General features: G+C 35.2%; 25 protein-coding genes, 1 tRNA gene, 1 other RNA gene and 1 riboswitch. Of the genes, 8 read left to right on the top strand and 19 right to left on the bottom strand.

Features of this window, described 5'->3' with window-relative positions; translation table 11 throughout:
* Window positions 1-78: 78 nt before the first annotated feature.
* The 11 genes from nlpI to Q0K76_RS00085 all read right to left on the bottom strand — a co-directional run bounded on the left by nlpI (window position 79) and on the right by Q0K76_RS00085 (window position 11064).
* Entirely contained in the window at window positions 79-930 is an 852-nt protein-coding gene (nlpI, locus tag Q0K76_RS00135) for a lipoprotein NlpI (protein ID WP_294609406.1), read from the bottom strand.
* Window positions 931-954: 24 nt separating this feature from the next.
* Window positions 955-3069, bottom strand: coding sequence for a polyribonucleotide nucleotidyltransferase (gene pnp / locus Q0K76_RS00130; RefSeq protein WP_363322348.1), 2115 nt, complete (start codon window positions 3067-3069; stop codon window positions 955-957).
* A 315-nt stretch (window positions 3070-3384) separates the two neighbouring features.
* Window positions 3385-3654, bottom strand: coding sequence for a 30S ribosomal protein S15 (gene rpsO, locus Q0K76_RS00125; protein WP_294609403.1), 270 nt, complete (start codon window positions 3652-3654; stop codon window positions 3385-3387).
* Window positions 3655-3801: 147 nt separating this feature from the next.
* Window positions 3802-4725 (bottom strand): LysR family transcriptional regulator, encoded by a 924-nt coding sequence (locus Q0K76_RS00120; protein WP_294609400.1) that lies wholly within the window; start codon window positions 4723-4725, stop codon window positions 3802-3804.
* Between the two features lie 93 nt (window positions 4726-4818).
* Window positions 4819-5571: a TSUP family transporter gene (locus Q0K76_RS00115; RefSeq protein WP_294609398.1), complete on the bottom strand. Its 753-nt coding sequence runs from the start codon at window positions 5569-5571 to the stop codon at window positions 4819-4821.
* Window positions 5568-6641, bottom strand: coding sequence for a chorismate synthase (aroC, locus tag Q0K76_RS00110; RefSeq protein WP_294609396.1), 1074 nt, complete (start codon window positions 6639-6641; stop codon window positions 5568-5570). The genes Q0K76_RS00115 and aroC overlap by 4 nt, the downstream gene beginning before the upstream one ends.
* A 30-nt stretch (window positions 6642-6671) precedes the next feature.
* A complete protein-coding gene (gene prmB / locus Q0K76_RS00105; RefSeq protein ID WP_294609393.1) occupies window positions 6672-7565 on the bottom strand; it encodes a 50S ribosomal protein L3 N(5)-glutamine methyltransferase in 894 nt (297 codons plus the stop codon).
* A gap of 149 nt (window positions 7566-7714) precedes the next feature.
* Window positions 7715-7802: transfer RNA gene (locus Q0K76_RS00100), tRNA-Ser, on the bottom strand.
* Window positions 7803-8008: 206 nt separating this feature from the next.
* On the bottom strand, window positions 8009-10081 hold the full coding sequence (gene prc, locus Q0K76_RS00095) for a carboxy terminal-processing peptidase (RefSeq protein WP_294609390.1): 2073 nt from the start codon (window positions 10079-10081) through the stop codon (window positions 8009-8011).
* Between the two features lie 8 nt (window positions 10082-10089).
* A complete protein-coding gene (gene proQ, locus Q0K76_RS00090; protein ID WP_294609387.1) occupies window positions 10090-10638 on the bottom strand; it encodes an RNA chaperone ProQ in 549 nt (182 codons plus the stop codon).
* 69 nt (window positions 10639-10707) lie between these two features.
* Window positions 10708-11064 (bottom strand): DNA-binding protein, encoded by a 357-nt coding sequence (locus Q0K76_RS00085; protein ID WP_294609385.1) that lies wholly within the window; start codon window positions 11062-11064, stop codon window positions 10708-10710.
* A gap of 174 nt (window positions 11065-11238) precedes the next feature.
* Here Q0K76_RS00085 and Q0K76_RS00080 point away from each other — a divergent pair, with 174 nt between their 5' ends.
* The 3 genes from Q0K76_RS00080 (at window position 11239) to rnpB (ending at window position 12843) form a co-directional block, all read left to right on the top strand.
* Window positions 11239-11502: a helix-turn-helix transcriptional regulator gene (locus Q0K76_RS00080; RefSeq protein WP_294609382.1), complete on the top strand. Its 264-nt coding sequence runs from the start codon at window positions 11239-11241 to the stop codon at window positions 11500-11502.
* Between the two features lie 245 nt (window positions 11503-11747).
* The gene (locus Q0K76_RS00075) at window positions 11748-12104 is read left to right on the top strand and encodes a hypothetical protein (RefSeq protein ID WP_294609379.1); all 357 of its coding nucleotides are present in this window, start codon (window positions 11748-11750) and stop codon (window positions 12102-12104) included.
* A gap of 350 nt (window positions 12105-12454) precedes the next feature.
* An RNA gene (rnpB, locus tag Q0K76_RS00070) (RNase P RNA component class A) lies at window positions 12455-12843 on the top strand.
* A gap of 45 nt (window positions 12844-12888) precedes the next feature.
* Here rnpB and Q0K76_RS00065 read toward each other — a convergent pair.
* The 6 genes from Q0K76_RS00065 to Q0K76_RS00040 all read right to left on the bottom strand — a co-directional run bounded on the left by Q0K76_RS00065 (window position 12889) and on the right by Q0K76_RS00040 (window position 19192).
* The gene (locus tag Q0K76_RS00065; RefSeq protein ID WP_294609376.1) at window positions 12889-13581 is read right to left on the bottom strand and encodes a DedA family protein; all 693 of its coding nucleotides are present in this window, start codon (window positions 13579-13581) and stop codon (window positions 12889-12891) included.
* 35 nt (window positions 13582-13616) lie between these two features.
* Window positions 13617-15068 carry a metalloprotease TldD gene (gene tldD, locus Q0K76_RS00060; RefSeq protein ID WP_294609373.1) on the bottom strand — a complete coding sequence of 484 codons (1452 nt, stop codon included), beginning with the start codon at window positions 15066-15068 and terminating at the stop codon, window positions 13617-13619.
* A 136-nt stretch (window positions 15069-15204) separates the two neighbouring features.
* Entirely contained in the window at window positions 15205-16680 is a 1476-nt protein-coding gene (rng, locus tag Q0K76_RS00055) for a ribonuclease G (protein ID WP_294609370.1), read from the bottom strand.
* A gap of 12 nt (window positions 16681-16692) precedes the next feature.
* Window positions 16693-17178, bottom strand: a complete 486-nt coding sequence (mreD, locus tag Q0K76_RS00050; protein ID WP_294609367.1) for a rod shape-determining protein MreD — start codon at window positions 17176-17178, stop codon at window positions 16693-16695.
* Window positions 17165-18007, bottom strand: a complete 843-nt coding sequence (gene mreC, locus Q0K76_RS00045) for a rod shape-determining protein MreC (protein ID WP_294609364.1) — start codon at window positions 18005-18007, stop codon at window positions 17165-17167. The genes mreD and mreC overlap by 14 nt, the downstream gene beginning before the upstream one ends.
* A 141-nt stretch (window positions 18008-18148) precedes the next feature.
* Window positions 18149-19192 (bottom strand): rod shape-determining protein, encoded by a 1044-nt coding sequence (locus Q0K76_RS00040; protein WP_294609360.1) that lies wholly within the window; start codon window positions 19190-19192, stop codon window positions 18149-18151.
* Between the two features lie 374 nt (window positions 19193-19566).
* On the opposite strand from Q0K76_RS00040, the gene accB reads away from it, so the two are divergent.
* The 3 genes from accB (at window position 19567) to Q0K76_RS00025 (ending at window position 22126) form a co-directional block, all read left to right on the top strand.
* Window positions 19567-20031, top strand: coding sequence for an acetyl-CoA carboxylase biotin carboxyl carrier protein (gene accB / locus Q0K76_RS00035; RefSeq protein ID WP_294609357.1), 465 nt, complete (start codon window positions 19567-19569; stop codon window positions 20029-20031).
* Window positions 20032-20070: 39 nt separating this feature from the next.
* Window positions 20071-21417 carry an acetyl-CoA carboxylase biotin carboxylase subunit gene (gene accC / locus Q0K76_RS00030; protein ID WP_294609354.1) on the top strand — a complete coding sequence of 449 codons (1347 nt, stop codon included), beginning with the start codon at window positions 20071-20073 and terminating at the stop codon, window positions 21415-21417.
* A gap of 70 nt (window positions 21418-21487) precedes the next feature.
* Entirely contained in the window at window positions 21488-22126 is a 639-nt protein-coding gene (locus Q0K76_RS00025) for a bifunctional 4-hydroxy-2-oxoglutarate aldolase/2-dehydro-3-deoxy-phosphogluconate aldolase (RefSeq protein ID WP_294609351.1), read from the top strand.
* Between the two features lie 62 nt (window positions 22127-22188).
* Here Q0K76_RS00025 and Q0K76_RS00020 read toward each other — a convergent pair whose 3' ends face one another.
* Together Q0K76_RS00020 and Q0K76_RS00015 are read right to left on the bottom strand one after the other, a co-directional pair.
* A complete protein-coding gene (locus tag Q0K76_RS00020; RefSeq protein ID WP_294609348.1) occupies window positions 22189-22959 on the bottom strand; it encodes an ABC transporter permease in 771 nt (256 codons plus the stop codon).
* Window positions 22952-23899: an ABC transporter ATP-binding protein gene (locus tag Q0K76_RS00015; RefSeq protein ID WP_294609345.1), complete on the bottom strand. Its 948-nt coding sequence runs from the start codon at window positions 23897-23899 to the stop codon at window positions 22952-22954. The genes Q0K76_RS00020 and Q0K76_RS00015 overlap by 8 nt, the downstream gene beginning before the upstream one ends.
* Before the next feature lie 184 nt (window positions 23900-24083).
* Here Q0K76_RS00015 and mog point away from each other — a divergent pair, with 184 nt between their 5' ends.
* Window positions 24084-24662: a molybdopterin adenylyltransferase gene (gene mog, locus Q0K76_RS00010; RefSeq protein WP_294609342.1), complete on the top strand. Its 579-nt coding sequence runs from the start codon at window positions 24084-24086 to the stop codon at window positions 24660-24662.
* A 239-nt stretch (window positions 24663-24901) separates the two neighbouring features.
* Complete coding sequence (argR, locus tag Q0K76_RS00005) at window positions 24902-25360, top strand: transcriptional regulator ArgR (RefSeq protein WP_294609339.1); 459 nt, start codon at window positions 24902-24904, stop codon at window positions 25358-25360.
* Window positions 25361-25474: 114 nt separating this feature from the next.
* Window positions 25475-25649, top strand: a riboswitch (Lysine riboswitch).
* Window positions 25650-25760 lie beyond the last annotated feature (111 nt).

Raw genomic sequence — 25760 nt, 5'->3', positions numbered from 1 at the left:
TAACTTGAAAATATATCCTTGGCCAATCAGAACTACGCTATAACTATATTTTCGTTTTTAAAACTGGCATAACCCTTGTTACTTGGTTTCAAGTAACTTCATTTCGTAGAGTGCCTGTTGATGTTCAACAAAGTTATAAATATTATTGGCTAAAGCATATTTAAATAACATTTTGGCACGCTCATTGTCACCTTTACTTTGGTAATATTTACCTAAATAAAAGTATGCTTCACAAAGGCGTTCAGCTAATTGCCGATTATTTTCGACACCTTTTTGAAGATTCTGCATCAATTTAGATTCACTAATATGTCCTAAATAAAATGCGATAATATCAGCCCCATAAATCGTTTTATCACTCATTAGATCATAACGTTGTTGTAGCAATTTCAATGCAGCTTTATCATCATTTTCTTTTTCAATCAAATAAAGCCATAAAATTCTAATTGGTTCATTAACGTCATACTGGTAAAACTTTTGTGCATCTTGCTGAGCTGCATAATAATGTCCTGTACGATATAATGCAATTGCTCGATTTAAATAGGCGTATGCATAATTACGATCCAGTTCTAATATTGTATTAAACGACATTAGAGCAGTATCAAAATCGCCTTCCCTTAATGCATAAGTACCCAAAAAATTATATAAATCAGGAACTTTAGGATTAATACTTAGTAAATGAGAAAAATCACTTTGCGCAAAGGCTTTAAAACCTAAAGAATCGTAAATAATGCCCCGTTCAAAAATCAATTGCATTCGAGTTGCAATATCAATATCTTTTCGCGATAGTTGCTGGCTGATCTGTGCAATTTTCAATTCATCATCGTATGATACTTGTTCAGGAACAGCCAACACAGGCACAGAGCTAGAACAACCTGATAAAAGAATAACAGCCAATAAACAGCATATAACCCTCAGGTCGAATAGTCTCATTTACAACTCCCAGTGAATAACATTTTATTCTGCAGTAGGAACGGTTTTAGTTTCTGATTCTAATGCGTCTTTCATACTTAGACGAATCCGACCTTGACGATCTATTTCTAGTACTTTAACACTTACCTCTTGCCCAACTTTCAGATAATCTGCGACCTTTTCAACCCGGTGATCGGCAATTTGAGAAACATGAACCAGCCCTTCTTTTCCACCAATAATCGAAACAAAAGCCCCAAAATCAACAATTCTTGTTACTTTACCCGTATAAATTTTACCGATTTCAACATCGGCAACTAAGTTATTAATACGCGCCATAGCATCTTTTGCTTTGTTACCATCAGAAGCAGCGATTTTAACAATTCCATCATCGGTAATTTCTATTGTCGTACCTGTTTCTTCTGTTAATGCACGAATAGTTGCTCCACCTTTACCAATAATATCGCGAATTTTATCAGGGTTAACATTCATAGTGTAGATGCGAGGAGCAAATTCAGAAATCTCTTGACGAGGTTTATTAATAGCTTGTTCCATAACACCTAAAATATGTAAACGTGCACTTTTTGCCTGATTTAACGCCACTTGCATAATTTCTTTGGTAATACCTTCAATTTTAATATCCATTTGTAATGCACTTACGCCTTCACGTGTGCCAGCTACTTTGAAATCCATATCACCAAGATGGTCTTCGTCACCTAAAATATCAGATAATACAACAAAATTGTCGCCTTCTTTAACCAGCCCCATTGCTATACCAGCAACAGATGATTTAATTGGTACACCAGCATCCATAAGAGCAAGAGAAGCGCCACAAACAGATGCCATTGATGATGATCCATTAGATTCGGTGATTTCTGATACAACTCGCACAGTATAAGGGAATTCATCACGACTCGGCATCACGGCTGCTACACCGCGTTTCGCTAAACGACCATGACCTATTTCCCGACGTTTTGGCGAGCCAACCATGCCGGTTTCACCTACTGAATATGGAGGGAAATTATAATGCAATAAGAAACGTTCAGTATATTCACCAGTTAACTCATCAATAATTTGCGCATCTCGTTCAGTACCTAGCGTCGCGGTAACTAATGCTTGAGTTTCACCACGGGTAAATAATGCGCTTCCATGAGTTCTAGGTAACACGCCCGTTCGGATATCAAGTGCTCGAATCATATCCTTTTCACGACCATCGATACGAGGTTCACCAGCAATAACACGTTTTCGAACAATTTGACTTTCTAAATCAACAATAATATTGATAACTTCATTTTCATCAAGCTCTGCATTTTGTGCCTTTAAAGTAGTTAATACATCGTCTTTAATTACATCAATCTGATCATATCGAGCTTGTTTCTCAGTTATACGATAAGCTTCTCCTAGGCGATCTTTGGCAAGTTCAGCAACTGTATTATATAACGTTTCATTTTTTGCCGGTGCAACCCAATCCCATTTTGGGTAATTTGCTTTAGCTACAAATTGATTAATATTATCAATTACAACCTGTTGTTGTTCATGTCCTAAAACGACTGCTGCTAACATTTGATCTTCAGTTAATAGATCTGCTTCAGATTCAACCATCAAAACAGCACTTTGAGTACCGGCAACCACTAAATCTAGCCGACTATTTTCAAGTTCTTTAACTGATGGGTTTAATACAAATTCACCATTAACAAAACCAATTCGCGCTGCGCCGATTGGACCATGGAATGGAACGCCTGATAAACAAAGTGCAGCAGAAGCCCCAATCATTGCAACAATATCAGGGCTAACAGATGGGTTCACAGAAACAACAGTTGCGATAATTTGGATTTCATTAACGAATCCTTCTGGAAATAATGGACGTAATGGACGATCAATTAAACGCGCAATTAAGGTTTCCCCTTCACTAGGACGTCCCTCACGTTTGAAAAAACCACCCGGAATACGACCTGCTGCATAACTACGTTCTTGATAATTGACAGTTAGAGGGAAAAAGTCTTGCCCTTCTTTTACTTTTTTATCAGCAACAACCGTTACAAATACAGATGTATCATCCATGTTTACCATAACAGCAGCTGTAGCTTGACGAGCCATAACTCCAGTTTTTAACGTTACAGTATGTCGTCCATATTGAAATTCTTGATATATCGGATTAAACAAAATAATGTCCTCTTGTTATTAAAAATGTTGAAGTTTGATATTTCGACAGGGAACAGCGATAGGCTGAACTTATTGATATTCACTTCAACTATGTGGGGATATTCAACAAAAGATTATTTCACTGTCACGACTAATGACAAATCTATAATATATAGAGCTCTCATTAGTCGCGCGAAACATGAGATATAATCTTTCAGCTTATTGACTTACTAAAATTATTAATTTTACTTCTTTCTTAGGGATTAATATTATATCAGAGACTTAATTTTTCTCAACGAAAAAGAGGCTTAAGCCTCTTTTCAAGTAGATTAATGATTAGCGACGTAAACCTAGTCTTTGGATTAGTTGGTTATAACGTTCAATATCTTTACGACGTAAATAATCTAACAATTTACGACGACTAGATACCATACGCAATAAACCACGACGACTATGATGATCTTTTTTATGCTCAGAAAAATGACCTTGTAAGTCATTAATACGTGCAGTTAAAAGTGCAACTTGAACTTCAGTTGAACCAGTATCATTAGTACCACGACCATATTCAGCAACGATTTTCGCTTTAGTTTCTACAGTTAGAGACATAATAAACCTCTTAAAATTAATTTAAAATATGGAATGACCAATCTCTAATTCAGACATTCCTCAACATCCATATAATATATGGATTGGGCGCAATTATACCGAAATTTATTGAAATAGCAATTTTGATTTATGCTTATTATAAAAGGCTTATTTGAGTTCAAATCCATACTCTTCTTGAATGAGTTTTTTCAGTGCTTCAATATAATTTTGCGCAGAAAGACTGAGTTGTACTTTTTGTGATGTAATCCAACCAATTAATATTGTTTCTTCAACATCAAGCGGAATAGATAAAATATCAGAACCATTTAAATCTACACTTAAAACACCGGTGCTAATGGTATAGCCATTTAGACCATGTAAGAGATTAAATAATGTTGCTCTATCACTTACATGTATACTTTTCTTGTGATAAACGGTACTTAAAATCTCCTCGGAAAAATAAAAAGAATTATACTCACCTTGCTCAAAAGATAAGTATGGATAATCTGCCAGAGCATTTAGTGTCAACAATTTCATGCTAGCTAATGGATGATGAGTACTAATAAACACATGAGGGTGAGCTTCGAATAAAGGATTAAAAGTAAGCTTATGTTCTTTAAGTAATCTTAAGATCACTTTTTGGTTAAATTCTGTAAGATATAATATGCCTACTTCACTACGTAAATTAGCGACATCTGTGATAATATCGTAAGTTCTTGTTTCTCTGAGAGTAAACTCATATTCATCAGTATGATTTTTTTTGATAAGATTAACAAATGCATTAACTGCAAATGCATAATGTTGCGTGGAAATGCTACACAATTGTTTAGAGGGTTCTTTTTTGGAGTAGTGTTGCTCTAACAATTCAGCCTGATCTAAAACTTGTTTGGCATAACCCAAAAACTCAACCCCATCTGTTGATAAGGAAACACCTTTCGAAGTACGCACAAAAATCTCTATGCCAAATTCTGCTTCAAGTTCTTTTACCGCTGTTGAAAGACTTGGTTGGGTAATATATAGCTTTTTCGCCGCCTCATTAATTGAACCTGAGCGAGCTATTTCTAAAATATAACGTAATTGTTGAAGTTTCATAATAATTACTCAAGTTAAGTGGTAGTTATTATATTTAATATTACTGGTAAATTATAATTTCATCCAACTTAATGAATAATTATATTTATGTCATTAAAAGAAATTCTCGTAAATCAATTTAATACTCATAATTGTTGAAACTGAGATTAGCATTGGTCTAATCAATTTGCGGCCTTTAGCAATGACCATTTTAGCACCAAGCCTTGCGCCTATAAATTGACCTATTAGCATAACTAATCCAATTGACCAAACAACTTCCCCACCAACAATAAAGAAAAGTAGACCAGCAACATTTGAAGTGAAGTTTAATACTTTAGTGTGCGCCGTTGCTTTAGTTAAATTAAAACCAGCAAGTGTTATATAAGCTAAAGCATAAAATGACCCAGCACCAGGTCCAAAAAAACCATCATAAAAACCTATTGCCAAGGCAGGTATTAATGCAAATTGTAAAATAGAAAAACGGCTTTTACGATCATTACCGCCAATTGTTGGTGATAATAAAAAATAGAGACCCACACTAATTGTTAATACTGGTAATAATAACCGCAGGAAATCGGCTTTAATATGCATAACACATAAAGTACCTATTCCAGAACCAATAAAAGCAAAAAATATTGCCCATTTTTGCTGCTTTAAATCAACCAAATGTTGACGAATAAAATAGAGACTAGCAGAAAAAGAACCCCCACAACTTTGTAATTTATTGGTAGCTAATGCACTAGCTGGCGGCAATCCAACAGCTAATAATGCTGGCACGGTCAATAATCCGCCACCGCCAGCAATTGAATCAATAAAACCAGCCAGAGTGGCAATAACAAAAAGTAAAACTAATAGTTCATAATTCATAACTGATTTACATCACCACATTGAGCTCGATAACGTAGGTAATGATCCATAAGAACCATTGCTGTCATAGCTTCCGCTATCGGTACCGCTCTAATACCAACACAAGGATCATGGCGACCATGGGTGGAAATATCAACTGTTTCACCATCAATATTGATTGACTTGCCCGCTATCTCAATACTTGGTGTTGGCTTAAGAGCAATACTAGCTAAAATAGTTTGCCCCGAACTTATTCCACCCAAAATTCCACCTGCATGGTTTGATAAAAATCCTTGTTTAGTTATCTCATCACGGTTTTCACTACCACGTTTATTAATCACCATAAAACCATCACCAATCTCTACACCTTTTACCGCATTAATACTCATTAAGGCATGAGCAAGATCAGCATCTAATTTGTCAAAAACGGGTTCACCAAGTCCAACAGGTACATGTTCAGCAACCACACAAACTTTGGCTCCTATGGAATCTCCATCTTTTTTTAATGCTCTCATTAATTGTTCAAGAGCCTCTATTTTATTTTCATCCGCACAAAAAAATGGATTTTGCTCAACTTGCTGCCAATCTTTAAGTTGACATTCAATATTGCCCATTTGTGCTAAATAACCACGCACGGTAATACCTAGTTTTTCAAGTAAGTATTTTTTTGCAATTGCACCAGCGGCTACCCGCATTGCCGTTTCACGTGCAGAAGATCGACCGCCTCCACGATAATCGCGTATACCATATTTTTTTTGATATGTATAATCAGCATGGCTTGGTCGAAAAATATCTTTAATTTGACTATAATCTTGTGAGCGTTGATCGGTATTTTCAATCACTAAACCAATACTGGTACCTGTAGTCAAACCATTAAATACACCCGATAGTATTTTTACTTGGTCTGCTTCACGGCGTTGAGTAGTATAGCGAGAAGAACCAGGACGTCGGCGATCTAAATCGCGTTGCATATCAGATTCGGTCAAAGCAAGCCCCGGAGGAACACCTTCGATAATACAGCCTAAGGCAATACCATGTGATTCACCAAATGTAGTTACTTTGAATAATTTACCTATTGAGTTTCCAGACATAACAGTTTTATTCCGATTATTGCAAACTAGTTATTCAAAACAATATCGATATTTAATCAATTCTTCACGTGTTATTGAAAACACACCTAGTCCACCGTGTTCAAATTCAATCCAATTAAAAGGTACATCGGGATATTGATCTTGCAAGCTCACCCAACTATTACCGACTTCACAAACTAATATACCATTTGGTAGCAAATAGTCGACAGCATCAAGTAAAATTCGTTTTACTAAATCTAGCCCATCAAATCCTGCTTCAAGTGCTAACTTAGGCTCATATAAAAATTCCTCAGGCAAATCACTCATATCTTCATCATCAACATAAGGTGGATTTGAGACAATTAGATCATATTGTTTTGCCGGAACAGCATTAAATAGATCGGATAAAATTGGTGTTACCTGATTCCCCATTTCATGTAAGTCGATATTAGTTTGAGCAACATCAAGCGCTTCTAAAGAAATATCAGTAATATCAACTTGTGTTTGAGGAAAAGCATAGGCACATGCAATACCGATACAACCACTTCCCGTACATAAATCCAAAATATTTGCAGGTTGGGATGATAATAAAGGTTGAAATTTATTGCTGATTAATTCACCAATTGGTGAACGAGGAATCAATACACGCTCATCAACATAAAAGCTATGCCCACAAAACCAAGCCTGATTGGTTAAATAAGGAGTCGGCACGCGATCCTCTATCCGTTTTTGTATAAGATCAAATAGTTGCTGTCTTTCAGCATTGGTTAAATGAGCAGGATAAAATTCAGCCGGAATTAGTAGTGGTAAGCCAAGTACAGGAAGAATAAGCTGCTTAGCTTCATCGATAGGATTATCCGTACCATGTCCTAAATAAATATCAGACAAACTTAATTGCGTAGTTGTCCAACGAATGAAGTCTTGAATTGTGCGTAAGTTTTCCATAGTAGTTCCAAAAGATCGAGGGGAGGAAGGTGTTACTTGTTACTTCCGGTTACTTACCCTAAGGCGAAACATTGTCAAACAACCCAAGAGTTAAATTTGACAATTTCGTCGAACCTAACGGTTCTCATCCTTCAATAACTAAACATAAATGGCGGTGAGGAAGGGATTCGAACCCTTGATACGTTGCCGTATACACACTTTCCAGGCGTGCTCCTTCAACCACTCGGACACCTCACCTAATTTTTAAAGCCCAATATCTATAAGCCGGTTGCATACTATAATTATCACAAGATAATTAATCAAGCTTTTTTAATTGGTAACAACAATAACACCAAATGTTGCTAAAACACCTATTATAGCCATTACAGAAATTACAGCATATTTAAGATTTGAATTCATCTCATTTGCCTCTGGTTGATTAATTTTTACTATTATTTATCATGCTATTTAATCGAAATATCAAATGAAATAATCCCTTTATTAGATCGAGCACTCTCGATCTTTGGATAATTAGGTAACAGATCAAGAAGAATTTCAACTGCTTCATCTAAATACGCATCTGGTTGTTTATAATCTTTCGGTAAATCATCTAATTTAGCAATAGATGGTAAACCAGCTCGGCTCAAACGTTCATTCATTCTTTTTAAATCACGCACATCATTACTTTTTTGTTCCGCTTCTCGCTTATTTTTATTTAAAGAAACAATATATTGGCGATCCTTTTTATCGTTAAATTGCTTAATATCTTCTTCTAAATAAATAAACTCAGGATTTTTCGAAATCCTAGCTAAATGCTGCTCACGTAATTGTGATAAAAGTGGATGAATATTTGCAACGGTAAGATAATTTGCAGACGGTATTTTATCCCATGGCATAGCATTATCTAAAAATCGTTCGCCTGTTTCATCAATATACTGAATTTTACTCATTTCAATATCAGGCTCTACACCTTTAAGTTGGGTACTACCACCGTTGATACGATAAAATTTCTGAACGGTATATTGTACGCCACCAAGTTCTGGCCACTTTGGGTGTAAGCTCGCATCGATAGGAGATGCAATATTACGAGACGTTTGGACGGTTCCTTTACCATAAGTTGTTTCACCTACAATTATTGCACGTCCATAATCTTGCAATGCTGCGGAAAAAATTTCTGATGCTGATGCGCTATAGCGATTGACCATCACAACCATTGGTCCAGTATATTCAATACCAAAATTTTTATCGCCGTGAACTGTTATCTTTTGTAAATTATCGCGCACTTGAACGACCGGTCCAGTATCAATAAATAAACCCGTTAAAGTAATAACTTCTGCTAATGAACCGCCACCATTATCACGTAAGTCAACAACAATACCTTGCAAGTTTTCTTTATTAGCTTGCGCTAATAACAAACTAACTCTTTCAGTTAATCCAATATAAAAACTTGGTATTTCAATAATACCAACTTTTCCTCGTTCATTATCAACAATTTTTAATTTTGCTTCACGATCTTCAAAATGGATTTCATCTCGAGTGATCTCAATAATTTTAGATTTACTCTTATTGCCAGCTGGTAAGATTTCTAATTTTACCACGGTACCTTTTGGCCCTCGGATTTTATCGACAATATCATCTAAACGCCAACCAATTACATCTTCAATAGCTGAATTACTTTGACCAACGCCAATGATTTTATCACCTACTGATAATAATTTACTTTTTTCAGCAGGTCCGCCTGTGACAAACGACATAATCACCGTGTAATCATCTTGTAAACTAAGTGTCGCGCCAATTCCTTCAAAGGATAAACTCATTTCTGAATCAAAATCACGTTTTTTGCGTGGCGCTAAATAGCTAGTATGAGGATCTATTTCTCGAGCATAAGCATTCATAAAGACTTGAAAAGCATCTTCGTTATTTGATTGTATTAACGTTTTTAAAACGCGTTTATAACGTTTAGTTAGCGCTTCTCGGATTTCGGTTTCATTTTTACCGGATAAAGATAAACTAAGTTCATCGTATTTAACCCGTTTATCCCAATAAACATCCAGTTCTTTTTCAGTTGTAGGCCATGCGATATCATCGCGTTTAAAATCAATTTCATCATTTTTTGAAAAATCCATTGGCCGTTGTAATACTGATAGTGCATATTGATAACGGTTATATCGTTTTTGCAATGAAAGATTATAGATATCATAAGCTGTTTTTATGTTACCATCTATTAGCTCTTGACCTAAAGATTCTTGCCTATTTCTAAAACTATCAACATCACTTTGTATAAATAATGCTTTATTACCATCTAATAGTTTAAAATAACGGTCAAAAATTTTAGCTGAAAATGCACCATTTAATGCAAAATTACGATAATGTGATTGAGAAAAGAAGTTTGTTACACGCCTAGCCACAATTTGATGAACTTCATCTTGTTTTAATATTGGTAATTGTTCAGTAACAACCTGCTTTGCTTGAGAAATTTGACTAACAAAACACAATATAAGGCTTAATCGGACAATACCTTTCAGTAATTTATTCATTCAACCCTCTATTTAGACACAATATGTTCAGGTTTAACCATTAATTCCATACCTGACCCAACTTTCACTTTAATATGTTCTTTTTCAATATTAATTATTTGTACACTCAGTAATTTACTACCAAGTTTTACTTTGACAAAATCGCCTAATTGTAACGCTTTTGACTTATTTGGTGCCATAGAAGGATTTTTATTTTTTACTTTGGTTCGCTTTTTAAACCGTTCCTTAACTTTTTCTTTACTTTCTTTCAGCTGATGCTGAGCATGTTCCATCTGTTCTTTACTAATGGCGTCATGAGGATTGCCATCTAAATCAATACGATACGCACCTTCTTTGATGCTATATAAATAGCGCCAACTCATTGTGTAAGATCGCAATGCGGAACGAAGTTTGGTTTTACTTAGTACGACACTGTTTTCTAAACGTACTAAGATATCTTGAAAGATCCCAATTTTCAATGGTTTGGCTTCCCCTTCGAGGGTAAAACAATTTGGGAACTGTTGTGCTAAATAAGTAATAATCTCTTTATTATTTGTTAATTGAAAATAACTTTCCATTCGTTTTTCCATAGCCACTAAATTTCAATTTCACTGGCGTTAAAGTATATCTCAGCTTATACAATAACACTAATTATCTTTTTTATGTATATTAATAAAAGTAATAAAATCTTTTATACCATTACGCATCAGCCACGCAGCTACCACTGATTGCTCCTCAGTAGATAATTGTTCAAATGCGGTCATCCATAATTGCAAAGGTTCAATTGGTGAAACCACATAAGTTGCATGATCTTCTTCAAAAAATAAGGCTTTTTTTACATCAAGAGGTAAACTTCCTATATGATATTCAAGCGCTTTTCCTCTAACTCCTGTCCGCTTACGTGCAGTCCAATTTTCAGCCCTTGCTTTTCGATTAATACCTTGTGTTGTTGACGGCATCCCTGCAACACTTGATAGCTCTTTTGGTGAGAACCATTCTTTCATTTTAATCATCCCGCGCTCAAATAACTAGAAAAAGTTATAGAAATTAAAGAAATTTTGATACAATAAATAAGAAACAAAATCTTAACAAAAAAGTTAATTTATCAACTTACTCGTTTTACTAACAGAAAAGCATAACATAGATAGACAAGGTTATAAACTAATAGGAATTAAAAAATGGAAATAAAATCTAATGACTGGCATCAAGCTGACATTATTGCTGCACTGAAAAAAAAAGGAACTACGCTTGCAGAATTATCTCGCCAATCAGGCTTAAGCTCATCAACGCTCAGTAATGCATTAGTCAGACCATGGACAAAAGGAGAAGTTATTATTGCTAATGCTTTGAATTTACAGCCATCAGAAATTTGGCCAAGCCGTTATATTAATTCAACAACTAAGCAACCAATCAAACGTGTCTTAAGAAATAATAAAAGTTGAACTGTTTTATAGATTATATGCAAACATTACTAATCAAAAACATAAGAAATAAAACGGAAACATAATAAAACCATTGTTTCCGCTCTTTGTAAAACTATTCTCACCCTACTTTTCCCTATTTTATTACCTATGACGTTAAATAATAAAGTGAGAACCTTTATTAAAAATACTCTTTCAACTTGAACACTTCTTTACATATGTTATTATTGACAAAATTTAATCAGTAAGTAATAACGCAATAAAATATGAAAAAATGTCTATTAGTATTATTATGTTCAATAATGATGTTAACCGCTTGTGCTAAAAAAAATTATATAGTGCAAGGTTCTCCGCTTAGTAAAGAAAAAGTCAACCTGATATTTGGTGGTTTCACTGATGAAACCGAACTGGTCAATATGTTTGGGGAACCCACCACTAAAAAAGTACTCAATGATAAGGAAACTTTGTGGACTTTTGAATATCTCAATAAAAGTTCAGTCAGCCATATATTAATTGATGAAACACTGTATGTTATCGAAAAAAGAAAACTCGAAGTTATCATTTCAAAAGGGATAGTGACACGGTTTAACTACGAAGAAAATATTGATCAAAAAAAATGGTAGCTACACAAATTTAGTTACCTTGCCTTAAATACCAAATCTTACTAAGTAATAGTACATCATATATTGGTACTATTACTAATAAGTCAAATTCTAATCAGAAGAATCTTATTTCATACAGCAATAGCTTAATTAACCATTTAATTCAATAAGTTATCATAATTATATTAATAATCACCAATTTTCCAGAGTAATTAATTTCATACTATTTAGCAGCGTATTTACTAATTGAAAATTATATACTTTTTTATAATTTACCCTAGCCAACAGCCAATAGCTTAAGAGTTGTACATAAAGTTTCCCTGCCTGATCTAATTCTGGACAAAAAGGCACATTACGTTATACTCATTGGCGAAGTTAACCAGACAATCGCTGCTTTGTTGTCCTTTTTTAATAAGAGAGACACATAAAGGGGAGGAAAGTCCGGGCTCCATAGGGCAGAGTGCCAGGTAACGCCTGGGGAATTTTGGCGAAAGCTACAATTTACGACTAGTGCAACAGAAAGTATACCGCCGATGGCTTATTTTTTAAGATCAGGTAAGGGTGAAAGGGTGCGGTAAGAGCGCACCGCGCAACTGGTAACAGTTGTGGCACGGTAAACTCCACTCGGAGCAAGGTCAAATAGGAATTCATTGACGTGGCCCGCGTTGAATTCGGGTAGACTGCTTGAGCTAATGCGTGAGTGTTAGCCTAGAGGAATGATTGTCCACGACAGAACCCGGCTTATCGGTTGATTTCACTTAATTATAAATTTGGTGCCATCAGGCGCCGAATTTATAATGTCTAATTATGATTGGTTATTATCAATATTATTAGTTTTCTTCCTTTTATTAATTGAGCGCTTGATCACTAAAATAATGGAAGCAACTATACCAATTCCTATTAAAATAACAGGAATTAACATAAGGATGAACATAAATTGTTCTTTATAAGCTTTAAATAAAGGTGATAAACCAAAAAGATAACCTAATCCAGTAATAAGGAAGATCCACAGGATTGCACTAATCCAATTAAAAATATGAAAACGTCTACTATGTAATCCAGACAATCCTGCCATTATTGGAAGTAGTGTCCGAACAAAGGCAATAAAACGACCGATAAATAATGCTTGCAAACCATATTTGTGAAAAAGAGTTTTAGCTCGTTCATGATACTTATCCGGTAGATGCGCTAGCCACCCTTGTACCATTTTAGTATTGCCTAACCATAATCCTTGTAGATAACCTAACCAAGTACCAAAAGCTGCACCAGCAATCAATACCACATTGATTAACCCAAAATGAAATACACCTTCACTAATAAATACGCCAGTTAAAAATAATAGGCTATCACCTGGTAAAAATGCAGCTGGTAATATACCATTTTCTAATAAAAGAATAACAAATAACATTCCATAGAGGATCCATAATATACTAGGATCCTTTAACACACTCAAATTCATATCAAGAAAAGCATGATAAATCGTAAGTATTGTTTCCATCTATTTTAAAATTCCTTCGGTTATATTATTAGTGGCTAAATAGTACCACCAACGGTTAGATTATTCACTTTTAAAGTCGGTTGTCCGACACCAACAGGCACACTTTGCCCTGCTTTGCCACAAACACCAACTCCTGAATCGAGTTCCAGATCATTACCCACCATAGAAATTTGTTGCATAGTTTCAATACCGGAACCAATTAAAGTTGCACCTTTTACTGGTGTAGTTATTTTGCCTTTTTCAATTAAATAAGCCTCAGAAGTTGAAAAAACAAATTTACCGGAAGTAATATCAACCTGACCTCCAGCGAAATTAGGCGCATAAAGCCCATAATCAACACTACTAATGATCTCATCAAATGTTGATTCACCTGCCAACATATAGGTGTTAGTCATTCTTGGTATTGGTAGATAAGCATACCCTTCACGACGACCATTGCCGGTTGAACTCGTACCCATCAATTTTGCATTCAACTTATCAAACATATAACCTTTTAAAATACCATTTTTGATAAGCACTGTTTTTTGACTTTTAGTTCCTTCATCATCAATTGAAATTGAACCACGACGATCTTCAATTGTTCCATCATCAACAATAGTACAAAGCTCTGATGTCACTTGTTCACCAATTTTACCTGAAAAAACTGAACTATTTTTACGATTAAAATCACCTTCTAACCCATGTCCGACTGCTTCATGTAATAAAACACCTGGCCAGCCAGAACCTAATATAACTGGCATTTTTCCAGCAGGCGCTTCTTTAGCTGATAATGAGACTAATGCCAATCGTACAGCCTCACGCGTATAACTATCTATATAACTTTCATTAGTTTTTGGGTTAGTAGTTAAAAAATATTCATAACCAAAACGCCCGCCGCCGCCACTGCTGCCACGCTCTCGTTTACCATCTTGTTCTACAAGTACCGAAATAGATAAACGCACTAATGGTCTAATATCTGCTGATAAAGTACCATCAGTAGCAGCAATTAAAATATCTTCATAACTGCCAATTAAGCTTGCCGAAACTTCAATAACTCGAGCATCGATTGATCGAGCCAACCGATCAACTTGCTGTAATAATGCAATTTTTTCCTCCTGAGAAAAACTATTTATAGGGTTAATAGATTGATACTTTGCTGCAATTTGTTCTGATTTGAACGGCGTAATTGCAAGGGGTATTTGTTGTTTGGTAATAGAATTAGCAGCTAATACGCTTTGTTCTAACCGCATTAAAGAAAGCTGATCGGTATAAGCAAATCCTGTTTTTTCACCGATAATTGCTCGAACTCCGACACCTTGATCACGGTGAAATGAAGCATTTTTAATAATACTATCTTCAAGTGTCCAACTTTCATAATAACCTGACAAAAAATACAAATCGCCAAAATCAATCTGTCTTGAACTTAACATATCCAATAAATTAAAAAGATCATGATGATCAAGATTGTTTGGTTGGAGTAGCCGTTCACTTACTTCGGTTAATATCATAGATTTTCCAAATTTTAATATTCGCTTAAGATACGGTCTTATCATGTGCTGTTAGCGCATACTTAAATTCTAAATTCACTAACAGTTTTATACTAAAACGTACGCTTAACCTGAAACATTTTAACAAGATATATAATTACATTAATACTACATCATACTGTTCTTGAATATATAGAGGTTCAACTTTTACTTCCACACGCCTACCAACAAACACTTCAACTTCAGCGAGTGCATGCGATTCATCATTAGTTAAAGCATTAGCGACTGCAGCAGATGCATAAACCAAAAAATATTCAGAACGGTGTGCTTTATAAATTCTTACAATTTCACGTAAAATTTCGTTACAGATGGTCTCAACGGATTTAACGATGCCTCGACCTTTACACGCTGGACACTCTTCACATAAAATATGGCCGATGCTTTCACGGGTTCGCTTTCTAGTCATCTCGACTAAACCAAGTACTGAAAACGAATTCACAGTTGTTCTTGCTCGATCTTTTAATAAAAAATCTTGTAAGGATTGTAATACACGCTTGCGATGCAAATCTTCTTGCATATCAATAAAATCAATAATAATAATACCACCTAAATTACGCAGTCTTAATTGTCTGGCAATGGCAATTGTAGCTTCAATATTGGTATTAAATATTGTTTCTTCTAAATTTCGATGACCAACAAAAGCACCCGTATTAATATCAATAGTGGTCATAGCTTCGGTTTGATCGATAATTAGATAACCACCCGATTTCAATTTAACTTTGCGATCAAGTGCCCGTTGAATCTCATTTTCGGTACCATAAAGATCAAAAATTGGAATACTACCACGATAATGGGATAACTTAGGGGTAACTTCGGGCATAAATTCTTGAGTAAATTCTAATAAAAGGTCATAAGTTAATTTTGAATCAACTAAAATACGTTCAATTGGATCACCAACAAAATCACGCAGCACGCGCTGAGATAATTCCAACTCACCATAAACTAGATTTTTACTAATAGGACGAGCCATACGTGCTTGAATTTTTGCCCACAAGCGTTTTAAAAAATTAGCATCTTGCTCCAATTCATGTGCATGAGCACCTTCTGCGGCAGTTCTAACAATAAAACCACCTTCATTAGTCACATATTGTTCTACAATTTTTTTAAGTCTTTCCCTTTCTTCTTCACTTTCAATTCTTTGAGATGTTGCAACATGAGCAGAATTTGGACCGGGCATTAAAACTAAATAACGTGAAGGTAAAGTTATATCCGTGGTTAATCTGGCACCTTTGGTACCTAAAGGATCTTTGACCACTTGTACCATTAAATCCTGTCCTTGTCGTACAAGTTCTGAAATATCTTTAACTTGAAATTGTTCTTGCTCGGTATCTGATACGCATTCGGTGTGTGGCATAATATCAGAAGCATGTAAAAAAGCCGCTTTATCTAGCCCAATGTCAACAAATGCCGCTTGCATACCCGGTAAAATACGGATGACTTTGCCTTTGTAAATATTACCAACAATACCTCGTTTAGATTCACGATCAACATGAATTTCTTGTAACAGGCCATCTTCAATATAGGCCACTCGAGTTTCAGATGGTGTCACATTCATTAATAGTTCAACAGACATAAAGATTTCCTTTTAATTGATTGCACAACTTCTTCTTATTTGTCGCAACAATAGATATATCCCTGCCCATAAAACACCATCGATACAACTAGACAATAACATAAATGGTGACATCGTTAATGTGTGGTAAACAATTACTTGAAATACAAATATTAAGAAATTATAGCATAAGGAAATACCAAACAAGATAAATGACTGTTGCCATAATGCCAAATTTCGAATCAGTTGGAATTTAAAAATCAGTAAATATGCAATAACAGAAAGAATAAAAGCGTGAATACCAAGTATGCTACCCGAACTTAAATCCACAATAATACCCAAAATAAAAGCAGTGCCAATACTAACACGATGAGGCACAGCAATTAACCAGTAGGCCAAAATTAACATTAACAAATGTGGCTTAAACATATAATAAGATGCTGACCAGGGTATAATTTGCCAACATAAACCCAATACTAATGTTAACCAAATAATTAATATTCGATTACGATTCCTCATGTTTAGCTCCTTGATCTCCCCAAAGCAATAACAGATAACGTAATCGTTTTAAATCTGCTGTCGGTGTCGCTGAAATAATAGGGGTTGAGTCATTAATATTCAGTTTTACCGAACTAACCACAGCAACTGGATAACCTTCAGGAAAACGGCCATCAAGTCCAGAAGTAACTAATATATCGCCCACTTTGATATCGACATTATTGGGTAAAAAATCAAGGGTTAAATCATTACTACAACCATTGCCTACAGCCACCATAGAAATATCATTTCTTAATACTTGAACAGGTATCGCATGCTGATAATCACACACTAAAATAGCTCGACTGGTCGTTTGTGCTGTTTCGTAAATTTGCCCAACAATACCTTTTTCATCAACAACCGGTTGCCCATTGTAAACACCATCACTTTTACCTTTATTTAAAACAATTTGATACACATAAGGGTCTTTGTCGGCGAGTAACACTTGTGCGGCCATTTTATGTTCATCGTGCCTTAATGGTGATCCAAGTAATTCTCTCAATCTATTATTTTCATGTCGCAAATGTTCTAATAACAAAAGATCAGCTTTTTTTTGCAATAATATTTTATTTAACTCAGCATTTTCGTTAATTAAATCTTCTCTAGCTTTAGACATTTCATGAAATTGACTCGACATAGTTTGAGGCATATTAGAAATTTGATAAAGTGGTGAAACAATTGTATCTAGATAAAAACGTATCTCTTTAAAAGGGCGATAATTCACATCTAATACGATCAAAATCAAGGCAAACAACAAAGCAAAGAATAATTGTACACTAAGAGGAGAACGTTTAGAAAAAAGTAATTTCATTGTTCAGTGCTTACCTGTTATATACTTAAAATTAAAATGTATGAAGATATGATTCCGCCGACTATTTCGACGGAAGAAAATGAATTAATTTGCTACTCTAATTTCCATTAATTGAAATTAGAGCAACAACAGAGGGAACCTTTACTCTTCACTAAATAAATCGCCCCCGTGCATATCAACCATATCCAGTGCTTTACCACCGCCTCTGGCAACACAGGTAAGCGGATCTTCAGCCACAACTACATGAATACCTGTTTCGGCTGATAATAATTTATCTATGTTACGCAATAATGCACCACCACCAGTTAATACCATACCATGTTCTGAAATATCAGAGGCAAGTTCAGGAGGACATTGCTCTAATGCAACTTTAACCGCACTTACAATACCACTTAAAGGTTCTTGTAGCGCTTCTAAAATTTCATTTGAATTTAAATTAAAACTACGCGGCACACCTTCAGCCAAGTTACGACCGCGCACTTCAATTTCAAGAACTTCATCACCCGGATAAGCACTACCAATTACATGTTTAATCCGTTCAGCAGTCGCTTCGCCAATCAAAGCGCCATAATTACGACGAACATAATTAATAATCGCTTCATCAAAGCGGTCACCACCAATACGCGCGGATGCAGAATAAACCACACCATTTAATGAAATAACCGCAACTTCGGTCGTACCACCACCAATATCAACAACCATAGAACCGGTTGGCGCTGATACCGGCAAATCCGCACCGATTGCTGCTGCCATTGGTTCCTCAATTAAATAAACCTCGCGAGCACCTGCACCTAATGCTGACTCACGAATAGCACGGCGTTCAACCTGAGTTGCACCAACTGGCACGCAAACAAGTACACGAGGGCTTGGTCTTAAAAAACTGTGACTATGCACTTGACGAATAAAATGTTGTAACATTCTTTCAGTAACTGAAAAGTCAGCAATAACCCCATCTTTCATTGGCCTTATTGCTGCAATATTGCCAGGCGTTCGTCCTAACATTTGTTTCGCAGCATGTCCAACAGCTGCGACGCTTTTAGGTGTACCTGAGCGATCTTGACGGATGGCGACAACTGATGGTTCATTAAGAACAATACCTTGTCCTTTTACATAAATAAGCGTATTAGCTGTACCCAAATCGATTGATAAATCATTTGAAAACAAGCCGCGAATTTTTTTGAACATAATAAAGACTCTTCCTAGAATTAATCTTGTTTTAAACTGACTACTTTAATGCAAAATATAGAATAAAAAAATATATTAATAATAATTTAGCAAAATAATATTCTATTTTATTCTTTTATTCCATAATCTACATCTATAAGAATAGAAAACTGGTATTGTATCTTAATTATAAAATAATACCTAGAAAATAGTATAGCAACCGAGCATAATGGAGATATATAATGACAAATTGTGTTTTACAGTGTATCCTGCGGCGTTAATGTTAAGTTACAGCCCTATTTATCTGATTAAAGCAATTTAAAACGAAGCTTTTCAGATATAAAGGATGCATTACTATAAATTGTTACTTATATCAAACAAACACGGTGTCATTCATGGATATACGCAAAATTAAAAAATTAATTGAATTAGTTGAAGAATCAGGTATTTCAGAACTTGAAATTTCTGAAGGAGAGGAGTCAGTACGTATTAGTCGCGCAGCTCCAACCACCAACTATTCTGCGCCAATACAAAACATTCAAATTCCTCAGGCAACGCCTGTAGCAACACCTATTGTTACTACTCCAACTGAAGTTGTAAATGAAGTTGAACCTATTGCAGTATCAGGTACAACCATAAAATCACCAATGGTGGGCACTTTCTACCGTACGCCAAGTCCTGAATCAAAAGCCTTTGTTGAAGTGGGTCAAACGGTAAATGTAGGTGATGTACTTTGTATTGTTGAAGCGATGAAAATGATGAACCAGATCGAATCTGAAAAGGCTGGTACAATCAAAGCTATTTTGGTTGAAAATGGTCAACCAGTTGAATTTGATCAGCCACTATTCATTATTGAATAATATGAATTTATTATTGACTAAACGATTAAGAGATTGAATATGCTTGATAAAATTCTTATTGCGAATCGTGGAGAAATAGCTCTACGTATCTTACGAGCATGTAAAGAACTTGGAATTAAAACTGTCGCTGTTCATTCTACGGCAGATAAAGATTTAAAACATGTATTACTTGCAGATGAAACAGTCTGCATAGGTCCAGCAGCTTCTGTTAAAAGCTACCTTAATATTCCTGCACTAATTTCTGCGGCCGAAGTAACCGGTGCAGCAGCAATTCATCCCGGATATGGATTTTTATCTGAAAATGCCGATTTTGCAGAACAAGTTGAGCGTTCAGGTTTTATATTTATTGGTCCAAAACCGGATACTATTCGCTTAATGGGTGATAAAGTGTCAGCAATTCATGCCATGAAAAAAGCGGGAGTACCTTGTGTTCCGGGTTCTGATGGCCCTTTAAGTAGTAATATGGATACCAATAAAGAAATTGCAAAACAAATTGGTTACCCGGTTATTATTAAAGCTTCTGGCGGCGGCGGTGGGCGCGGCATGCGCATTGTTCGCGAAGAGAAAGATCTTGAACAATCCATCAAGATGACCAAATTAGAAGCCAAAACGGCTTTTAATAATGACATGGTGTATATGGAAAAATTCCTTGAAAACCCACGTCATATTGAAATACAGGTTCTTTCTGATGGGCAAGGTCATGCTGTGTATTTAGGCGAACGTGATTGCTCAATGCAAAGACGTCACCAAAAAGTTGTCGAAGAAGCGCCAGCTGTAGGTATTACAGCTAAAATGCGTCAATTTATTGGTGAGCGCTGTGTAAACGCCTGTATTGAGATCGGCTATCGCGGGGCAGGTACATTTGAGTTTTTATTTGAAAATGGCGAGTTTTATTTTATTGAAATGAATACTCGTATTCAAGTAGAGCACCCTGTTACAGAAATGATAACTGGTGTTGATCTCATCAGAGAACAAATTTTAATTGCCGCAGGTAAACCACTGTCAATAAAACAAAGTGATATTCATATTAAAGGTCATGCAATTGAATGTCGAATCAATGCTGAAGATCCAAAGACATTCATGCCATCTCCAGGAAAAATTACCCGTTTCCATGCGCCTGGAGGGTTTGGAATCCGTTGGGAATCCCATATTTATGCTGGTTATACCGTACCGCCTTATTATGACTCAATGATAGGTAAATTGATTGCCTATGGTGAAACACGTAAAGTAGCTATTGCTCGTATGAAAAATGCACTAGCTGAATTAGTTATTGATGGAATCAAAACCAATGTTGATCTTCATATTGAAATAATGAATGATAAAAATTTCCAAAAAGGTGGAACGAATATTCACTATTTGGAAAAAAAATTAGGCATTTATGAATAATAAGATAACCCCTATTTAATTAGGGATTATTATGGTATCTAGTCATCAACAAAATATGGATTAAGAACAAATGAAAAACTGGAAAAAAAGCGCTGAAGATATTTTAACTATGGGCCCTGTGGTTCCTGTCATTGTAATTGAGCGTTTAGAAGATGCTGTACCGTTAGCCAAAGCGCTTATTGCTGGCGGCGTCAAAGTATTAGAAGTTACTTTAAGAACTGCATGTGCACTCGATGCTATTAAGAAAATCATTAAAGAAGTGCCGGAAGCTGTTGTAGGAGCAGGCACTGTGACAACTGTTGAGCAATTAAAGCAAGTCACTGAAGCAGGAGTTGAGTTTATCATCACTCCAGGTATAACTGATTCTATTTTAAAAGCAGCAGTTGAAGGTTCAGTACCTGTAATCCCGGGTATAGCGACTATTTCTGAACTACTAACAGCTCAAGAATATGGTTTAACTGCATTAAAATTCTTCCCTGCTGAAATAAATGGTGGCGTTGCAGCATTAAAAGCCTTTGCAGGACCTTGTGGCTATATGAAGTTTTGCCCAACTGGTGGTGTAAACTCTAAAAATTACCGCGATTATTTAGCATTAAATAATGTACTTTGTGTGGGCGGCACGTGGTTCATCCCAACTGATGCTATTGCTAAAGGTGATTTTGCTAAAATTACAGAAATGGCAAAAGAAGCCGTTGCTGGCGCTCAATAACAATTAATACCGCTGAAGTTTTTCGGCGGTATTGATTATTTATCGATGTTATTTAATTCTCATCAGTTACGTAATCCTCTGCCTTTTTCAATTAATCGCCAGACAAGCAAATAAAGGACTGAAACGAATAAAATTAACATCGAAAATGTAACCCATAATGACACATCACTAATACCTAAAAAACCATAACGAAAACCATTAATCATATACACAATCGGATTGAGTTTAGATATCCACTGCCAAAAAGTTGGCAACATAGTTATTGAATAAAATACTCCCCCTAAATAGGTTAAAGGTGTCAAAACAAAAGTTGGTATAATACTAATATCATCAAAACTCTTAGCAAAAACCGCATTAAGTAAACCGGCTAATGAAAACAAAATCGAGGTTAATAATAAAGTACAAATAACCAAAAGCCACGAGTGAACCTGATAACTAACAAAAAGTAATGACACTATAGTGACTAAAACTCCAGTTAAAATACCACGCATCACACCACCGCCAACATATCCCCAAATGATAATATGCGTAGGAACTGGTGCAACCAATAACTCTTCAATATTATGCTGAAATTTTGCACTAAAAAAAGAGGAACAAACATTAGTATAAGAGTTAGTTATCACCGACATCATAATAAGCCCGGGTACAATAAATGCCATATAACTAAAGCCACCCATATTCCCTACGCGCGAACCAATTAAATTACCAAAGATAATAAAATAAAGTGACATGGTGATAACTGGAGGAATCAAAGTTTGGATCCAAATCCTTAAAAATCGCGTAACTTCCTTACGCCAAATACTTTTTAAGGCTATCCAATATAAACTATTCATTAAATTCCCCTTTTCCTTGACTGTCATCATGCAAAAGACTTACAAATAACTCTTCCAACCGATTAGCTTTATTGCGCATACTAATGACTTTAATTTGTTGCTGATTAAGTTGTTCAAATAAATAATTTAATCCCAACTGTTTATCAATTTTTACTTCTAACATGCCTGGTTCAATTTCGGAAAAAGCATAATCATTTAATACAATTGGGTTAGTAGATGTAGATAAATAGTCAATAATGATTGTTTCTGATTGACTATTAGCTAACAAATCGCGCATTGACGAATTAGCAATTAATTCGCCATGTTGAATAATACCAATATGGCGACACAGCATTTCAGCTTCTTCTAAATAATGGGTTGTAAGAATGATAGTTATACCTTGTTGATTAATTTTACGCAAAAAATCCCACATCGACCGACGGAGCTCAATATCGACGCCGGCTGTAGGTTCATCTAGAATCAATAATTTAGGTTCATGCACTAATGCCCTGGCTATCATCAAACGTCTTTTCATGCCTCCAGATAACATACCAGCACGATTATGACGTTTGTCCCACAACTCTAAAATTCGTAAATATTTTTCTGCTCGTTCTAAAGCTAATTTACGTGGCAAACCATAATAACCACCTTGATTTGCCACTATTTGTATTACTTCCTCAAATTGATTAAAGTTGAATTCTTGGGGTACAAGACCTAACTGCCTTTTAGCGTTAACCACATCTATATCTAAATCATAACCAAAAATTTTAACTTGCCCTGATGTTTTAGTAACTAACGAACTGATAATACCAATTGTCGTGGATTTACCTGCACCATTTGGTCCAAGTAAAGCATAAAAATCACCAGCTTGAACAGTTAAATTAATACCTTTTAATGCTTGTACACCATTTTTATAAATTTTTTTTAGCGCGACTAATTCTAATGCTGGAATAGCTGACATGAATTGATCCTAGATAAATAATTTGCTAATAATTTTTACATTTATTTTTAATAATAATCAATATAGTCAATCTAATCTGTTGTTGTAAAGGTATTTTTAGTATTATTTATAATAACTAAAAGATAATTATGATAAACATAATTTAGCATTTAAATAGATATAAGATCATTAAGGAACATGTAGTATGCTTAAAATTGGATTAATTTCTGTATCAGATAGAGCATCAAATGGCACTTATCAAGACCAAGGCATTCCATCACTCATATCATGGTTACAAACCGCTTTGAAAACACCTTTTATAACTGAAAATCGAGTCATTCCTGATGAACAAACTGTCATTGAAACAACATTATGTGAATTAGTTGATGACTTACACTGTGATTTAATTTTAACCACTGGTGGAACAGGCCCCGCTCCTCGCGATGTTACCCCAGATGCAACAGTAGCTATAGCAGATCGCATAATGCCTGGATTTGGCGAGCAAATGCGGCAAATTAGCCTACACTTTGTACCTACAGCTATCTTATCAAGGCAAGTGGGCGTGATTCGCAAAAAAAGCCTTATTTTAAATTTACCCGGGCAACCTAAATCGATTCAAGAAACACTTGAAGGTGTTAAAGATGATCAAGGAAATGTAATTGTAAGCGGAATTTTTGCCAGTGTTCCTTATTGTATTCAATTGCTAGAAGGACCTTATATCCAGACGCATGAACACATAGTTAAAGCCTTTCGCCCTAAAAACGCGATCAAATCAGACCTTTAATTCTATGCAAGATTCGTGCATAATTATACAACTTGGCCTGAATATTACAAAATAAGATAGAACCTTACTCAGGATTAATCTATTTAATCAAAATTTAACACAATCAACACCAAAAATCAGAGTAAATACCTTTTTCTTAATTTGTATATTACCAATAAGCTATATATTTAAGATTGCATTAACCAATAAGTATATATTGTTATGTAATAATCTTACCAATTGTACCTGCAAGGAATATTATGAAACAAGATGAACTCACTAAAACTTTTAAAGAAATGCTATTACAAGAAAAGTTCAGTTCACAAGTAGAAATTGTGCAAGCATTACAAGAACAAGGTTTTGATAATATTAATCAATCAAAAGTATCGAGAATGCTAACCAAATTTGGGGCGGTTCGCACCCGTAATGCCAAAGCAGAAATGGTTTATTGTTTGCCTGCTGAAATGAGCGTACCAACCACCAGTAGTCCTTTAAAAAATTTAGTGATAGATATTGATTATAATAGTTCAATGGTAGTGATTCGAACCAGTCCTGGTGCAGCACAATTAATTGCCAGATTACTTGATTCAATCGGGAAATCTGAAGGCATTTTGGGATCAATTGCTGGTGATGACACAATATTTAGCACGCCAACCAAAGAATATACAGTCAAAAAATTATATCAAACTATTATTGATCTTTTTGAACGCGAATTATAAATATTTTTGATAAAACACCCTGATCCTGATAATAAATAAATTTTTAATATATAACCTATTGACACCATTAACAGAATTGTTAATCTTATTTAACACGGATTTTGTAATTAATTTACAAAAAGAAGAGGCGCATTACTCAGGTAGATTATTTTAGGGACTGGAACCAACAATAAATAATTGAGGGGATGTAATGCCGAGGTTTGATTGCTTATCCAGCAACCAATCAAATCGACTGCAAGGGCTGAATCCCTTGGGTTGTCACCCTAACAGGTGGAGCGCTTCATGGTTTGTACTTTTTCATCAGCAAATTGCACATTCCTCTCGCTCTATCTCTTTTAAAAATAAAAAATTTTTAATATGAGGAATCCATGGAAACATCATTTGTAATTGCTAAATTTGG

This window comes from uncultured Gilliamella sp. (assembly GCA_945271295.1).
Classification (GTDB): domain Bacteria; phylum Pseudomonadota; class Gammaproteobacteria; order Enterobacterales; family Orbaceae; genus Gilliamella.
The sequence above is the reverse complement of the archived record's forward strand: the minus strand, read 5'-3'. Positions and strand labels throughout refer to the sequence as shown.

Bases quoted from the DNA above. Each gene is read 5' to 3' on its own strand.
- aroC (WP_294609396.1), bottom strand. From the start codon at position 6,641: ATGTCTGGAAACTCAATAGGTAAATTATTCAAAGTAACTACATTTGGT.
- Q0K76_RS00015 (WP_294609345.1), bottom strand. From the start codon at position 23,899: ATGTCAGCTATTCCAGCATTAGAATTAGTCGCGCTAAAAAAAATTTAT.
- argR (WP_294609339.1), top strand. From the start codon at position 24,902: ATGAAACAAGATGAACTCACTAAAACTTTTAAAGAAATGCTATTACAA.
- Q0K76_RS00020 (WP_294609348.1), bottom strand. From the start codon at position 22,959: ATGAATAGTTTATATTGGATAGCCTTAAAAAGTATTTGGCGTAAGGAA.
- mreD (WP_294609367.1), bottom strand. From the start codon at position 17,178: ATGAGGAATCGTAATCGAATATTAATTATTTGGTTAACATTAGTATTG.
- Q0K76_RS00040 (WP_294609360.1), bottom strand. From the start codon at position 19,192: ATGTTCAAAAAAATTCGCGGCTTGTTTTCAAATGATTTATCAATCGAT.
- nlpI (WP_294609406.1), bottom strand. From the start codon at position 930: ATGAGACTATTCGACCTGAGGGTTATATGCTGTTTATTGGCTGTTATT.
- accB (WP_294609357.1), top strand. From the start codon at position 19,567: ATGGATATACGCAAAATTAAAAAATTAATTGAATTAGTTGAAGAATCA.
- prmB (WP_294609393.1), bottom strand. From the start codon at position 7,565: ATGGAAAACTTACGCACAATTCAAGACTTCATTCGTTGGACAACTACG.
- Q0K76_RS00085 (WP_294609385.1), bottom strand. From the start codon at position 11,064: ATGAAAGAATGGTTCTCACCAAAAGAGCTATCAAGTGTTGCAGGGATG.
- Q0K76_RS00115 (WP_294609398.1), bottom strand. From the start codon at position 5,571: ATGAATTATGAACTATTAGTTTTACTTTTTGTTATTGCCACTCTGGCT.
- Q0K76_RS00120 (WP_294609400.1), bottom strand. From the start codon at position 4,725: ATGAAACTTCAACAATTACGTTATATTTTAGAAATAGCTCGCTCAGGT.
- rng (WP_294609370.1), bottom strand. From the start codon at position 16,680: ATGTCTGTTGAACTATTAATGAATGTGACACCATCTGAAACTCGAGTG.
- prc (WP_294609390.1), bottom strand. From the start codon at position 10,081: ATGAATAAATTACTGAAAGGTATTGTCCGATTAAGCCTTATATTGTGT.
- mog (WP_294609342.1), top strand. From the start codon at position 24,084: ATGCTTAAAATTGGATTAATTTCTGTATCAGATAGAGCATCAAATGGC.
- Q0K76_RS00080 (WP_294609382.1), top strand. From the start codon at position 11,239: ATGGAAATAAAATCTAATGACTGGCATCAAGCTGACATTATTGCTGCA.
- tldD (WP_294609373.1), bottom strand. From the start codon at position 15,068: ATGATATTAACCGAAGTAAGTGAACGGCTACTCCAACCAAACAATCTT.
- Q0K76_RS00065 (WP_294609376.1), bottom strand. From the start codon at position 13,581: ATGGAAACAATACTTACGATTTATCATGCTTTTCTTGATATGAATTTG.
- proQ (WP_294609387.1), bottom strand. From the start codon at position 10,638: ATGGAAAGTTATTTTCAATTAACAAATAATAAAGAGATTATTACTTAT.
- rpsO (WP_294609403.1), bottom strand. From the start codon at position 3,654: ATGTCTCTAACTGTAGAAACTAAAGCGAAAATCGTTGCTGAATATGGT.
- Q0K76_RS00025 (WP_294609351.1), top strand. From the start codon at position 21,488: ATGAAAAACTGGAAAAAAAGCGCTGAAGATATTTTAACTATGGGCCCT.
- Q0K76_RS00075 (WP_294609379.1), top strand. From the start codon at position 11,748: ATGAAAAAATGTCTATTAGTATTATTATGTTCAATAATGATGTTAACC.
- mreC (WP_294609364.1), bottom strand. From the start codon at position 18,007: ATGAAATTACTTTTTTCTAAACGTTCTCCTCTTAGTGTACAATTATTC.
- accC (WP_294609354.1), top strand. From the start codon at position 20,071: ATGCTTGATAAAATTCTTATTGCGAATCGTGGAGAAATAGCTCTACGT.